The following is a 13,905-nucleotide window of genomic DNA, read 5'->3' on the forward strand; positions in this document are numbered from 1 at the left end:
CTTGCGCTTTTTGTTCTTGTTTTTTTTTTTCGGAAAAGTTGACGAAAAGTACAGGTGATTGAAAGGAAAATGAGGAATATCCGTAGAATAGGATAAAGATGGGATAAACATACATCCCTTATAAAGATCAAGGGGGCAATATCATGAAATTTGAGCAATATACATATACGCGCCTGAATTTGGATGAGGTCGCTGCCAAATTCGATAAACTGCTTGAACAATTCAAAAATGCTGGATCTGTTGAGGAGCAAAGCATAGCAATGAATGGAATCAACGATTTGCGTAATGATGCTGGCACCATGTTCAACCTTTGCTATATTCGCCATTCAATTGATACTGAGGATGAATTCTATAAGCAGGAGCAGGATTTCCTCGATGAACTCGCGCCACAGGTAGAGGGTTTGGTGACAAAATATTATGAAGCACTTGTTTCATCTTCTTTCCGTGATGAACTTGAAGCGAAATGGGGACGTCAGCTATTCGCTCTGGCTGAAGCTCAATTAAAACAATTCTCGCCTGAAATCGTTCCATTGATGCAAAAGGAAAATAAGCTTTCGACTGAATATACAAAGCTTGTAGCTTCGGCAAAAATCATGTTTGAAGGTGAAGAGCGTACTCTTGCGCAGCTTGATCCTTTTACCGAGTCTAAAGACCGTGAAACAAGACAGAAAGCAAGTGAAGCCAAATTCGCATTCTTCTCTGAGCACGGAGAAGAATTTGACCGCATTTATGATGAACTTGTAAAAGTCAGGACTGAAATGGCCCACAAGCTTGGCTACAGCAACTTTGTAGAGTTGGCTTATTATCGCATGTGCCGCACTGACTATGACAGCAGCATGGTTGCAGCATTCAGAGACCAGGTCCACAAATACATTGTTCCGGTTGCGTCAAAGCTTAAGGAACGTCAGAAGAACCGAATCGGTATAGATGAGTTAAAATACTATGATGAGCCATTCGGCTTCAAAACAGGCAATGCTGTACCGAAAGGAAGCCCGGAATGGATCATTGACAATGGACAAAAAATGTATGATGAGTTATCAGCAGAGACCGGTGAATTTTTCCGTTACATGAACGATAACAATCTGATGGACCTGGTTGCGAAGAAAGGGAAAGCAGGGGGAGGATATTGCACTTATATTGAAAACTATAAGTCACCATTCATATTCTCGAATTTTAACGGAACCTCTGGTGATATTGATGTCCTGACGCATGAAGCAGGGCACGCCTTCCAAGTATATTCAAGCCGTCATTTTGAGATTCCGGAATATAATTGGCCTACTTATGAGGCATGTGAAATCCACTCAATGAGCATGGAATTCTTTACATGGCCATGGATGGACCTATTTTTCAAGGAAGATACCGATAAATATAAATTCGCGCACCTAAGCAGCGGCTTGCTATTCATGCCATACGGAGTTTCTGTTGACGAATTCCAACATTGGGTTTATGAAAACCCTGAAGCAACACCTGCAGAAAGAAAACAGCAATGGCGCGAGATCGAGAAGAAGTACCTCCCGCATAAAGATTATGATGGAAATACTTATTTAGAAGAAGGCGGATTCTGGCAGCGACAGGGCCATATCTATAACTCGCCTTTCTACTACATCGATTACACGCTTGCACAAATTTGTGCATTCCAATTCTGGAAGCGTTCAAGGGAAAATCAGGAAGAAGCATGGAAAGATTATGCTAACCTATGCAAACGGGGAGGAAGCATGGCTTTCACTGACCTTGTCAAGGAAGCAAACCTCATTTCCCCGTTTGAAGAAGGCTGCGTCCAGTCCGTCATTGGTGAAATCGAAAGCTGGCTTGATTCTGTTGACGACAGCAAGCTCTAAAAAGTAAAAGCGAACTCGTGGTGGCTTCGCTTCAGACTGCAGACAAACTTGATGAAAATCAGTTGCCTGCAGTTTTTTTGTTTCTCTTTGTTAGATGTGTGATTTGCTAAACCACCTTATTGGTGAACGCTTTTCGAGATTTTGAGAATTTTAGTCGCCAATAGCCCTTATTGGTGACTATTTTTGAAGATTTCAACGAATATTGGTCATCAATCGAACCAAAGGTGTCCTAAGGGCCTCTCAATCAAAAAGCCCGCATCTATATGCGGGCTTTCATCTTACATACTGCGTTCATTTTTCACCTGTCTGAAGAAAAATACTTCATAAATAACAGGAATCAAAATCAACGTTAATAGGGTAGACGAGGTAAGCCCTCCAATGACGGTTACTGCCAGCCCTTTTGAGATCAGTGTGCCAGATGAAGTGGTGAACGCCAATGGAAGCAATGCAGCGATCGTTGCAAAGGCTGTCATCAGGATTGGGCGGAGCCTTGTGATTCCCGCTTCAATAAGTGCCTCGCGGATTGGCATCCCTTTCTCTGTACGATTCTGGCCAATTCGGTCGACCATGACAATCGCATTAGTCGTAACGATTCCAATCAGCATCAGCAGTCCAATCATTACGCTTACTGACATCGGTTCATCGGCAATCCACAGTCCCAGCAAAGAGCCGATTGGAACGAAAATCAAAGATGACAGGATGATGAACGGAATCCTTGCCTGGCCGAATGTAATCAGCATGGTCAGATAGACAAGTCCGATGGCCACGACCATCGCAATTCCCAGCTGAGTGAATGTTTCAACTGTCTCATCACTGCCGCCTCCGCCTTCAAAGGACACACCATCAGGCAGTTCAATGTCATTTTGGACACCCTCGATAACGGCATTCGATACGGCTCTAATATCATTGGAATCAATTTGTGCAGAAACTCGGGCGAATATCTTGCATCTAACTTCTGGATTGAAGTGAATGCTTCCGTTTCAGTGATATTGGCGATTTCTGTGATTGGAACAGGTCCTTGTTGAGTGAAGATCACCGTATTTTTTAGGTCCTCGATGGTTTCGGACTTTTCATCATAAGTTATGGCAACACGTCGTTCTTCACTGCCGAGCTTCATTATTCCTGCATCAACGGGCTTGGTTTTATCAGTGATTGTACCAAGAATTTGGAATCCGGAAATCCCTAATTGAGCAGATTTTTCAGGGTCGATTTCTACAACCACTTGCTTTTGTTTTTCGGAAAAATTGTTTGAAACATATTTTAAGTCTTCCTGTTTCATCATGTATTCTTCTACTCTGGCAGCCGCGTCCTGTAAGACAGCCAGGTCAGTAGAGTACAAGTCAATGTTGACATTATTATTGGATGGCGGGCCGCCTGTAGATTGTTCCTGAATGCCAATTTTGGCATCTGGCTCGATTGATAGAACGATTTCCTCCATCTCTTTTTCAAGCTCAGGTATAAACTCGGAAACACTTACACCATCTCCGAGACTGATAAAATAGTTCGCCTGGTTCTGGCGTTTAAGACCAGTCTGGAAATCCCGGCTGCCGATTCCTACGGTAACATCATTAATTTTTTGTTGCTCTGCGAACATGTTCTCGACCTTCAAGGAGACTTCATTTGTCTTTTCAAGTGAAGTAGAAGAGGGCAGCTGGAAAGTCGCCACTAGCAGCTTTTGCTCTTCATTAGGGATAAAGGTGAAACCAAGACCTTTGACAAGGAATCCTGAGCCCGCAAGCAAGGCAATGGAAAGGAAGATGACAAGAGCTTTATGGTTCAGGGACCATTTAATTGACGATGCATATGCTCTCTGCATCGCACCTACCTTTTCTTCCTTTGGCACCTTCTTGAATGAGAATTTTGCCAGTATTGGAACGATCGTAACGGCTACAATTAATGACGCCAGCAAAGAAAATACAATCGTTAGAGCAAAAGGAAGGAAGAATTCCCCGGTAATTCCCCCGACAAGTCCTAACGGCAAAAATACAACAACCGTGGTTATGGTTGATGAGGTGATCGCCTTCAGGATTTCCTTAGTGGAATCTTGAATCAAATCATCTGTCATATCTTTGTTCGCTTTGCGGACTCTGCGGAAGATGTTCTCAATAACTACGATACTATCATCGACCACCCGGCCAACGGCCACAGCCATACCGCCAAGTGTCATGATGTTCAATGATATATCAAGCTGGTTCAAAAAGATCGACGAAATCAATAGTGACAGCGGAATCGATACAATGGCAATAATGGTCGCCCTGAAGTTCCTGAGGAAGATCAGTACAGCGATCGAAGCGAACAGGGCTCCGAGCAAACCTTCCTTTACCAGGGTATTTACCGATTTTTCAATTTCTTCCGCAGAATCGAAACCAATCGCGTATTCAAGCCGGTCGTCATAGCTGTTGATGACAGTTAATACCTTATCAGCCACTTCAACCGTATTGGCATCCTGCTTTTTCGTGATCGCCATCGATAAAGATTCTTTTTCATTGTAGCGGGTGATTTCAGGTTTTTCGGTTACAACCTCAATCGAGGCTATATCCCCCAGTTTAACTGGCGGTGCAGTCGGTGCGAATTCCGACTGTATCACCAGGTTTTCGAGTTCATTGATTTCTTCAATTTTTTCCTGGACCCTTACTGGAATCTGGATTTCGTTTTCATTCAAGTTGCCAGCAGGAAAGCTGAATTTCTTGGAATTGATTGTTTCTTTAATCTCATTCAAGCTAAGGGCAAGTTGGGCAGCCTTTTCCTGATCTACGGTAATTTGGAGGATGTCCTCAGTCATACCGCCAACTGAAACACTGTTTATTCCCTGGATTTTGTTCAGTTCAGGTATGATTTCTTCGTTCACAAGCTTTTCCAGGTCCTGATCGCCTTTGGCAAAAAGGGAAATATTGAAAATTGGGAATGTGCCAAATGAAAATCGGTTTACATTTGTCTGTACGTTTTCAGGAAGTCCTGCCTCTTTGATGAAGGAATTGACCTGCTGTTCAGCATCATCCAGTTCAGTATCAAAAGGGAATTCAAGATTGATGATTGAGATGCTTTCAAATGAAGAACTCTGGAGTTTCTTGAGTCCATCAATTCCCTTGAATTTGGTTTCTAGTTTCTCTGTCACTTGCTCATTTATATCCTGAGGCGATGCTCCTGGATAAATTACTTCAACAGAAAGTTGCGGGAACTCGATATTTGGCAGTAAATCGACCTTCAGTCGAGTGAAGGAATACAGTCCGCCGAGTATCAATAAAAAGGAGATAATAAAAACAGCAAAAGCATTTTTAAGACTGAATTTTGTCAAAAAATCCATTAGGTTACCTCATTTCTTTCAAAGTTATGCTCTTATTCTATATGTCTTCTATGTACATTTCATTTTTAAACTGTAAAAATTTTAAATAGATTTTTCGCATTGATTGTTACTTTGTGAACAAAGCCTTAACTGGCACTAGGGCGCTTTACAAAAAAATGCAAAGATTGATGTGCAGACAAAAAGGTGAAGGACAAAAAAAGAAGGCCCGGATGCACTCCGAACCTTCCAGGTTATTATTTTCGCTTAATGATAATTTCTTCATTTTCTACTGCTGCTTGCAGTTCAACTGCATCCGCGTCTTCAAGGATGAAGTCCGCGATGGAATCCTCGAGTTGTTCCTGAATCGAGCGGCGCAGCGGTCGGGCGCCAAATGCTGGGTGGTATCCAAGCTCAGCAAGCTTTTCCTTAACTTCAGCTTCCACCTCAAGGCTGATATTCTGCTCTGAAAGTGTATCCTTCAGTTCAACAAGCATCAAGTCTATAATTTGATGAAGATGCTCTTTTTCAAGTGCCTTGAACTCGATGATGCTGTCAAAGCGGTTCAGGAATTCTGGCTTGAAGAAGCCTCCAAGGGATTCAAGGATACTTGATTCATTGACAGCAGTGTTCTGGTCAAATCCGACCTTGATTGTTTTATGTCCGACTCCTGCATTGCTTGTCATGATGATGACAGTGTCCTTGAAGCTAACAGTGCGACCTTGGCTGTCAGTCAGGCGGCCATCCTCTAGAATCTGCAGGAACATGTGCTGGACATCAGGATGAGCCTTTTCGATTTCATCCAACAGAATGATGCTATACGGGTTGCGGCGAACTTTTTCGGTCAGTTGGCCAGCTTGATCATGGCCTACATATCCTGGTGGCGAACCAATCAGCTTGGAAACACTGTGCTTTTCCATATATTCACTCATGTCAAGACGAACCATTGCATCTTTAGAGCCAAACAGCTCTTCTGCCAGTGTCTTTGTCAATTCTGTCTTACCGACCCCTGTCGGACCGACGAATAGGAAAGAGCCAATCGGACGGTTTTTCGATTTCAATCCAGCACGGCTGCGGCGGATTGCCTTCGCTACTTTCTGCACAGCTTCCTCCTGGCCAATTACTTTGCTATTAAGGTTTACAGCAAGGTTTTTCATCCTCGCTTGTTCATCCTCCTGAAGTTTGCCCACAGGAATGCCAGTCTTCTTCTCAATGATTTCCTGGATATGTTGTACTGTTACAACAGGGCGTATTGCATGACCATTATCACTTAATGCTTTTTCCAGCTTTGCTTCCTCATCACGAAGCATTGCAGCTGTCTCATAGTCTTCCAGCTTCAATGCTTCTTCCTTTTCCTTGGCGATATCAGCAAGGCGGCTTTCGGCATCATTTTTATCTGTATAGTCAGAAACGAGGTTAAGCTTCGAACCAGCTTCATCCATTAAATCGATCGCTTTGTCAGGAAGGAAGCGATCCTGGATATACCGATGTGATAGCTGTACACATGCCTTAATCGTTTCTTCCGAAAAAGAAACCTGATGGAAATCTTCGTACTTGGACTGAATTCCTTTCAGGATTTCGACAGCCTCATCAACTGTTGGCTCCAACACATGTACTGGCTGGAAGCGTCTCTCAAGCGCCGCATCCTTTTCAATCTGGCGATATTCCTTAAGGGTAGTCGCACCGACTACTTGCAGTTCACCACGGGCAAGTGCTGGCTTCAGGATATTGCCTGCATCCATGGATCCTTCGGCAGAACCTGCCCCAACAAGCTGGTGAATTTCATCAATGAACAGAATGATATTTTTACGAGCCTGTAATTCAGAAATAAGCTGTTTCATTCTCTCCTCAAATTGCCCTCGAATTCCTGTATTAGAGACCATGGAGGCAACATCTAAAAGATAAACTTCCTTGTTCTTCAGCTTGTCTGGGACAGCACCTTCAACAATTTTTAGAGCGAGTCCTTCGGCAATGGCTGTTTTACCCACACCAGGTTCACCAATAAGCACAGGGTTATTTTTATTTCTTCTATTTAAAATTTCGATGACTCGTTTTACTTCTTCTTCTCGACCAATTACCGGGTCAATCAAGCCTGTCTTTGCGATTTGGGTTAAATTTCTTCCGTGCTGATCGATAAAGCCATTTCCTCCGCCAGGTGTTTTCGCAGCAGCAGCGGCCGGGTTATGGTTAGGGTTTTGATTATTAATATTGCCTGGAAACTGTTTGAACATATTGTTAAAAGGCGAGCTCCAAAGCCGGTAAATCCGGACATCGGATTGCCAAAGGAAGCACCTAATTTCTCTTTTTCTGTTTGATAGCAATCTTCGCAGAGCATTAAATGCTTCTGATTACCGTTTAAATTTACTCTCAACTGGATATTTGCGTGTTTTTCCTGGCAATTATGGCAAAGCATTTAAATTCCTCCTTCAAAATGTAAATTCTGTTTAAAATGATCAAAGCTAATCGTTTTGACTTTGACTATCTTTGATCAATTTGATTTTATTATACTTTGACCTTATTTGACTTTCAAGTAGTTTGTTTTAGGTAAATTTTAAAAAATACTGTGTTGGAATTTCCTTTTAAGAAGCTCGTCATGGTTTGTCTATCCTTACATATATTGAGAAGGAGGGGGGAACGCTTTGAAGACAAATTGGGGTGCTGCCTTTCAAATCGCTGCTGTATATGTCGGTACTGTTGTAGGTGCCGGTTTTGCGACTGGGAGGGAAATCGTCGAATTCTTTTCCCGCTTTGGACTTTTCGGATTGATTGGGGTTTTCATGGCGGGATATATTCTTACATATATGGGTGCAAAATTGATGCGCATTGCAGCGGCGATTGACGCCCGTTCATATGAAGAAATGAATGTGCATTTATTCGGAAATTTTTTGGCAGAATCATCAATATTATGATGCTGTTTATGCTGCTTGGAGTTTGTGCTGTTATGCTTTCAGGTGCAGGGGCAGTGTTTGAAGAGCAGCTTGGATTGAACAAATCGCTTGGAATCTTGGTTACGATTGCATTATCACTTGCTGTTATGGTCGTCGGATTGAAGGGCGTTTTTGCTGTTAATACCTTTGTTGTGCCAATGATGATCTTGTTCAGCCTGATTTTATTTTTCCTGTCAGTCAAGTTGCCTGGATTCATAGAGCAGGTCGTAATCATTCCATATGCAGAGGATGGATGGAAGGCAGTCATCGGTCCGTTTTCCTATACAGCTCTGAACCTGTCGCTTGCCCAGGCAATACTGGTTCCTGTTGCAGCAGAGATAAAAGACGATAATACTGTAAAATGGGGAGGAATCCTCGGCGGGATTGCGCTGACTTTAATCCTGCTTTCAAGCCATTTGACCTTAATCATGCTCCCAGGATTCGAAACTTTTGAAATACCGATGGCAGTGGTTATGAAGCAGCTAGCTGCAGGACTTTACTGGATTTTTGTCCTGATAGTATATGGTGAAATATTCACATCTGTAATCGGAAATATTTTTGGCCTTGAAAGGCAAATTCAAAAATATGTCAAGCTGCCAAGCCTGCTCGTCGTCTCCCTGCTCTTCTTAATTTGTTATTTCATCAGCTTGATTGATTATGGAACACTTCTTTCAATCTTATATCCAGTTTTTGGCTATATCAGTTTAATCTTTATAGTGTTGTTATGGATGAAACCAGTTAATGTGATAAATAAATAAAGAAGGGGGAGAAGCCCCTTCTTTATTTATTCTCTTTCATGATCGTTTTGGCCATTTCCAGGAATGCGTTGCGGTGGTCAGCATCTTCTTTTGTGAATAGAGTCAGCTTTAAAGGTTGTTCCTGATTTTTAATTAGATAAGTAGTGACGATGTCTGATCCACTATTAGTTTCCATTGCCCAAGCATTGTTGAAGAATGGGTCTTCCGGTGTTTGTGTTTTTGTTACCTCTGGTCCAACTGCGGCTAGTTGTGCTTTTGAATTTTCTTCTACTAAAGCCCACTCTGCGTCAGCTGGAAGCAATTCTATCCTCATGAACACACTGTCGTCTTCAGTCCACATCAGTACATCTTTGTTAGGTTCCTCTGCTGACAATTCATATTCAGGCAAAACATACATGGAGTAGTTTTGATTATCATTGTATTTCAAAAAAGCAGTTTCTTCCTTTTGTTCGCCATTCTCTGTATAAGCAATGTTTTGCTCCATAATGCGGATTATGCCCTCTTCATTATCTTTCTCCTGGTCAGATGTCTTTTGGTCTCCTTCATTCTTTTCTGGCGCAGCAGCCGGCTGGGCTGCAGGTGCCTTGCCTGTTGACTCCGATTCTTCTGGAGAACCGCAGCCTGCAATGATTAATGCTGATAATCCAATAACTGCAAAAGATTTTGCTAATTTGTTCATGTCTGATTGCCCCCTGTTATTTCGTATGGTGATTTCTACATTTTTTAGACGGAATATAATAACGAAAGTTACAATTGTTGTCGCATTTACAAAAATATCATGGACAGGCAGATTGGACAATAATAAAAATGACCCATAAGCCAACGATTGGCATGGGTCATTTTAAGTGTAAAAGCTTAGCTTAGAGGAATGAAGACAAATAATAATAAATCAAAGACGATGTGAGAGACGATAACGAGTGGCAAGCTCCGTTTCCATGCATATAAAATGCTCCAAACCAGTCCGGCGATCATAGCAGCAAGTACAAGAATGAACTCTCCGGAATAGATATGGACGGAAGCATATAATATTGCTGAAAGGCCAATAGACATTTTCATACTAAAGTATTTGCTAAATCTTTTTTGGATAAAACCCCGCCAAAAGATTTCTTCTCCGGGAGCGAGGATTAACACCAGGACTAGATAATGCCATAATAGGTCAGGTGAGAATCTGCTGTACAAACGTGATGTTTGATTGGAGAAAGGCAGGTTTAAAAATTCGATCAGGAAGCTTCCAAGCCAAAACAGGCCAAATAAACCGAGACCGGAGGCAATTCCTAGAATTAAGTAAGAAAGCGTTGAGGTATTGTCCTCGATTTCTTCATGTATGATGGAATAACTAATCAGAATCAGCATTGAAGCTGTGAATATATACCAGAATACGTCTTTATCTTCAAAGGTAAAAAATAGGAGTAGATGCGCGATCAAAAAACCAAGAATTAATCTGCGATCCGCCATCCAATTCTTCATTGTTCATAAAACCCCTTTCCAGAAACAAAATTTATTGTACCAAATAATTCATTAAATTTGTAGGAAATGATTTCTTCCAGATGGGGCATGATAATAATGACCGAAAATATGAATGGAGGGAAGATCATGTCAGAATCAAAGCGTGAGAGGGAGCGTAATTGGACTGTACGAAAGCAGGATCAGCATCCGCATGGAAAAGTTAAATCCTATAAGGAACTTGCTGGGAAGGAAAATAAAGAATAAAGAAGAAAAGCAGCTGAGGCTGCTTTTGGTATTTTGAAAATAAAATAAAAATTATTACACTTTGAACAGTTTCTAGCCCTCGAGACACTTCAGTCCTGTCAATGAAGTCAAAAAGCAACTTCACTGTCAGGCCTTCCAGCGCTTGTCGGGGCTGAGCAAGCCGCTTGCGCTTTATAGTTTAATAGGCTGTTTCTTTAACAATTTTATAGTTTTTATGATTGATAACAGTGCGTTGATCGAGCTCTAGATCCCGGAAATTGTTCATATATGTTAAATCAACAATAACTGAGTTTTCATTGACCTTTTCTACAACACCTTGCAATCCCTCTTTGAATTCGATTACATTTCCAACTTCAGCCTTCTTCAAATAAACTCGCTCCTTCGTTATATTTCGAATTACTAACATTTTGCCTTAATTTTCTCCTAGCGTAAAGAAAAATCATTAATAAATTTCAAATGTTCACGAAATTTTCATTTTGTAAAAGTTAGAAAATTCAATTTATATGATCATTATATAGAATAATCATATTTCCATCCAGCGGAAATTTAAAATGTTCTAACATTTTATTTCCATTTTATAAAGTTAAAAACAGAAGGGTTTTGCAAATTGAGCAATAGAAGATAAAATAGTTTTAGCTTAAAGAAACAGGGGTGGTTTATTTGGATGAAGAACAGGCTGTCCGAATGCTGGAAAGTTTGAAAAATAAAGAAGTAGAAGAAATCTTCGTTTCCAAACAGGATTTTATGGAATTTCGTGAATTCCTGGTAAAAAGGGATGACTTTAAACACTTCAGAGGTATCGCCCAAAGAGGCGGAGATGTCATTTTTAGATATATGGATGAAGCGAGGAGCTAAACGGATAAAAAACTGAATGCTAAGGTATTCAACGGACTGGAAAAATTAAGTAAGGAAGAAAAAAACAGAGTTGAAAGATAACATAAAGAAAATCTTTCGACGGTAAAAATAACCTTTTGTCACAATTTCGATAAAATGAAAACGTTTTACTGAAAAAAATGCTTAAAACCTTTAAAAATCAAGGATTTTTCATTGTCTAAGACTATGCAAAATGCTATTCTTTTGTGTGGGATGCCAATCCGATTTTCTGCGGAAATGATTGGAAACAATATATGGTGTGAAAGAACAATACAAATGGGTAAAATACAATTATCATTTTAGCTAGGCCTAAAATTTTGACCTTTCGCTGAATTGAACCATTTAGTTTGGAAGGCATCATGTATGGTCATCTTAATCATCTATTTAAAAGGAGAATGATATAGTATGGTACAAAAACAATTCAAGGTTGTTGCTGAAACTGGAATTCACGCACGTCCTGCTACGATGCTTGTACAGGCTGCAAGCAAGTTCGATTCAGAAATCCACTTAGAATATAAAGAAAAAAAGGTTAACCTTAAGTCAATCATGGGTGTTATGTCATTAGGAATCGGCCAGGGAGCAGATATCACAATCTTCGCTGACGGAAGCGACGAGCAAGATGCTCTTAATACACTAGAAGAAGCTCTTAAAAAAGAAGGTTTAGCTGAATAATGGGCTTTCTCCAGGGAATTGCCGCTTCAAACGGCATTGCAATCGCGAAAGCCTATAAGCTTGTTGAACCGGATTTTTCTTTTGAAAAAAGAACAATAGAGGCTCCTGCTGAAGAAATTGCGCGTTTCCAGTCAGCGCTTCAGTCTTCAAAGGCTGAGCTTGAAAAAATCCGCGATCATGCCGGAACGGCTTTAGGTGCTGATAAAGCAGCGATTTTTGATGCTCACCTTCTAGTATTGAGCGATCCAGAATTAATTTCACCCATCGAAGATAAAATCAAAACTGAAAATGTCAATGCAGAGCATGCATTGAAAGAAACAGCTGATATGTTCATTGGCATGTTCGAATCCATGGACAATGAATATATGAAAGAGCGAGCAGCTGATATCCGTGATGTAACAAAACGCGTATTGGCCCATCTCCTGGGAATCCAAATCCCGAATCCCAGCATGATTGCGGAAGAGGTAGTCATTGTTGCAGAGGATTTGACTCCTTCGGATACTGCTCAATTGAATCGCCAATTTGTAAAAGGCTTTACAACGAATATCGGCGGACGTACTTCCCATTCGGCAATCATGGCTCGTTCAATGGAAATCCCTGCAGTCGTAGGTACGAAGGCAGCAACAGAAGAAATCAACAATGGTGATATCGTCGTTGTTGACGGATTGAAAGGCGAAGTTCATTTCAACCCGACTCCTGAAGTGCTTGAAGCTTATAAGAAGATTCAGGAAGATTTCGAAAAGCAGAAAGCTGAATGGGCTAAGTTGATTAATGAAAAATCGGTTACCGCTGATGGCCACCATGTAGAACTTGCAGCAAATATCGGTACACCAAAGGATTTAAAAGGTGTAGTTGAAAATGGCGGCGAGGGAGTTGGCCTTTACCGTACAGAGTTCCTTTATATGGACAGGGACCAGCTTCCTACTGAAGAGGAACAGTATACAGCATACAAGGCAGTACTTGAAGGCATGGAAGGCAAGCCGGTCGTTGTCCGTACTTTGGATATCGGCGGAGACAAAGAACTTCCATATTTGAACCTGCCTAAAGAAATGAACCCGTTCCTTGGCTTCAGGGCAATTCGCCTTTGCCTTGAGGAAGTAGATATTTTCCGCACGCAACTGCGCGCTTCTTATACGTGCAAGTGTGCATGGCAACCTGAAAGTCATGTTCCCAATGATTGCTACTCTTAATGAGTTCCGGGAAGCAAAAGCAATGCTTGAAGAAGAAAAGGCTAAGTTGGTTGGGGAAGGCATCGAGGTTGCTGAGCATATCGAGCTTGGCATCATGGTTGAGATTCCTTCCACTGCAGTCCTTGCAGACCAATTCGCTAAGGAAGTCGACTTCTTCAGCATCGGAACAAATGACTTGATTCAATACACAATGGCAGCGGACAGAATGAACCAGCAAGTATCATACCTGTACCAGCCATACAACCCATCAATCCTTCGTCTTGTAAAAATGGTCATTGATGCTGCCCATAAGGAAGGCAAGTGGGCTGGTATGTGCGGAGAAATGGCCGGGGACGAAACGGCGATTCCAATCCTGCTTGGCCTTGGCCTAGACGAGTTCTCCATGAGCGCTTCTTCCATTCTGAAAGCACGCTCATTGATCATGAACTTAAACAAAGCGGATATGAAGAAGCTGGCTTCTGATGTGTTGAACATGAGCACAACAGAAGAAGTGATTGAAGCAGTAAACCAGGCAATTTCTTTGTAACATAATTGTAATATAAAAAAATGTTTTAACCTATAGAGGGCGGGTATAGATGAGTAAGCACTTTGGTTAGACTGAAAGTGAGCTAATCATTCTCATTTTCCCCCAGATTTGGCCGGCTGTTTATCAGCCGG

7 protein-coding genes and 4 pseudogenes are annotated in these 13,905 nt (G+C 41.5%); 6 read left to right on the forward strand and 5 right to left on the reverse strand.

Going from position 1 to position 13,905, the window contains the following annotated elements:
- Positions 1-143 precede the first annotated feature (143 nt).
- Positions 144-1,838 (forward strand): M3 family oligoendopeptidase, encoded by a 1,695-nt coding sequence (locus JCM21738_RS18190; protein ID WP_023615113.1) that lies wholly within the window; start codon positions 144-146, stop codon positions 1,836-1,838.
- A 278-nt stretch (positions 1,839-2,116) separates the two neighbouring features.
- On the opposite strand, the pseudogene JCM21738_RS18195 reads toward JCM21738_RS18190, so the two are convergent.
- Positions 2,117-5,142: pseudogene (locus JCM21738_RS18195) on the reverse strand (efflux RND transporter permease subunit).
- A 233-nt stretch (positions 5,143-5,375) separates the two neighbouring features.
- A pseudogene (locus JCM21738_RS18200) lies at positions 5,376-7,531 on the reverse strand (ATP-dependent Clp protease ATP-binding subunit).
- A gap of 226 nt (positions 7,532-7,757) precedes the next feature.
- Between JCM21738_RS18200 and JCM21738_RS18205 the strand changes: the two are divergent.
- Positions 7,758-8,803: pseudogene (locus JCM21738_RS18205) on the forward strand (YkvI family membrane protein).
- A gap of 22 nt (positions 8,804-8,825) precedes the next feature.
- Here the strand turns inward: JCM21738_RS18205 and JCM21738_RS18210 are convergent.
- Positions 8,826-9,482: a DUF8580 domain-containing lipoprotein gene (locus tag JCM21738_RS18210; RefSeq protein ID WP_023615109.1), complete on the reverse strand. Its 657-nt coding sequence runs from the start codon at positions 9,480-9,482 to the stop codon at positions 8,826-8,828.
- Between the two features lie 176 nt (positions 9,483-9,658).
- The gene (locus JCM21738_RS18215) at positions 9,659-10,270 is read right to left on the reverse strand and encodes a CPBP family intramembrane glutamic endopeptidase (protein ID WP_023615108.1); all 612 of its coding nucleotides are present in this window, start codon (positions 10,268-10,270) and stop codon (positions 9,659-9,661) included.
- A gap of 126 nt (positions 10,271-10,396) precedes the next feature.
- Here JCM21738_RS18215 and JCM21738_RS26185 point away from each other — a divergent pair, with 126 nt between their 5' ends.
- A complete protein-coding gene (locus JCM21738_RS26185; protein WP_023615107.1) occupies positions 10,397-10,513 on the forward strand; it encodes a DUF6254 family protein in 117 nt (38 codons plus the stop codon).
- A 178-nt stretch (positions 10,514-10,691) separates the two neighbouring features.
- Here the strand turns inward: JCM21738_RS26185 and JCM21738_RS18220 are convergent, their stop codons facing one another.
- Positions 10,692-10,880, reverse strand: a complete 189-nt coding sequence (locus tag JCM21738_RS18220; RefSeq protein WP_023615106.1) for a YkvS family protein — start codon at positions 10,878-10,880, stop codon at positions 10,692-10,694.
- 293 nt (positions 10,881-11,173) lie between these two features.
- On the opposite strand from JCM21738_RS18220, the gene ykzS reads away from it, so the two are divergent.
- The 3 genes and pseudogenes from ykzS to ptsP all read left to right on the forward strand — a co-directional run bounded on the left by ykzS (position 11,174) and on the right by ptsP (position 13,774).
- Entirely contained in the window at positions 11,174-11,368 is a 195-nt protein-coding gene (gene ykzS, locus JCM21738_RS18225) for a protein YkzS (protein WP_023615105.1), read from the forward strand.
- 423 nt (positions 11,369-11,791) lie between these two features.
- On the forward strand, positions 11,792-12,058 hold the full coding sequence (locus JCM21738_RS18230) for a phosphocarrier protein HPr (RefSeq protein WP_023615104.1): 267 nt from the start codon (positions 11,792-11,794) through the stop codon (positions 12,056-12,058).
- Positions 12,058-13,774: pseudogene (ptsP, locus tag JCM21738_RS18235) on the forward strand (phosphoenolpyruvate--protein phosphotransferase). Before JCM21738_RS18230 ends, ptsP begins: the two are co-directional and overlap by 1 nt.
- Positions 13,775-13,905 lie beyond the last annotated feature (131 nt).

It is taken from the genome of Mesobacillus boroniphilus JCM 21738 (genome assembly GCF_000517385.1).
GTDB lineage: Bacteria > Bacillota > Bacilli > Bacillales > Cytobacillaceae > Mesobacillus > Mesobacillus boroniphilus.

Bases quoted from the DNA above. Each gene is read 5' to 3' on its own strand.
- JCM21738_RS18190 (WP_023615113.1), top strand. From the start codon at position 144: ATGAAATTTGAGCAATATACATATACGCGCCTGAATTTGGATGAGGTC.
- JCM21738_RS18210 (WP_023615109.1), bottom strand. From the start codon at position 9,482: ATGAACAAATTAGCAAAATCTTTTGCAGTTATTGGATTATCAGCATTA.
- JCM21738_RS18215 (WP_023615108.1), bottom strand. From the start codon at position 10,270: ATGAAGAATTGGATGGCGGATCGCAGATTAATTCTTGGTTTTTTGATC.
- JCM21738_RS26185 (WP_023615107.1), top strand. From the start codon at position 10,397: ATGTCAGAATCAAAGCGTGAGAGGGAGCGTAATTGGACTGTACGAAAG.
- JCM21738_RS18230 (WP_023615104.1), top strand. From the start codon at position 11,792: ATGGTACAAAAACAATTCAAGGTTGTTGCTGAAACTGGAATTCACGCA.